The sequence below is a fragment of the Stenotrophomonas sp. SrG genome (assembly GCF_050031795.1).
GTDB lineage: Bacteria > Pseudomonadota > Gammaproteobacteria > Xanthomonadales > Xanthomonadaceae > Stenotrophomonas > Stenotrophomonas rhizophila_A.
Map to the genome: position 1 here is coordinate 1 of NZ_JBNBBE010000793.1, position 245 is coordinate 245.

The window sequence follows — 245 nt, forward strand, 5'->3', positions numbered from 1 at the left end:
CGTGGTGCCCTGGTTTGCGTTCGGTTTCGGGGCGGTGGCGGGCATCAACTCGCTGCACCTGCTGCCGCCCGCCGGGGTCGGCGCGGCCATCGACCTGGATACCGTGCTGCTGGCCATGGCGATGGCCGCGCTGGGCCTGACCACCCTCGTGTCCGCCCTGCGCCGGGCGGGGCCGAAGCCACTGCTGCTGGCGCTGCTGCTGTTTTCATGGCTGCTCGTTGGTGGGTTGGGGATCAACCTGGCGG

Annotated in this window: 1 protein-coding gene; it reads left to right on the top strand. The window is 71.0% G+C overall.

Features of this window, described 5'->3' with window-relative positions:
* Nucleotides 1–245 (top strand): putative sulfate exporter family transporter (locus ACQG3P_RS21730; RefSeq protein WP_426806208.1); only part of this gene is annotated, 245 nt, incomplete at both ends.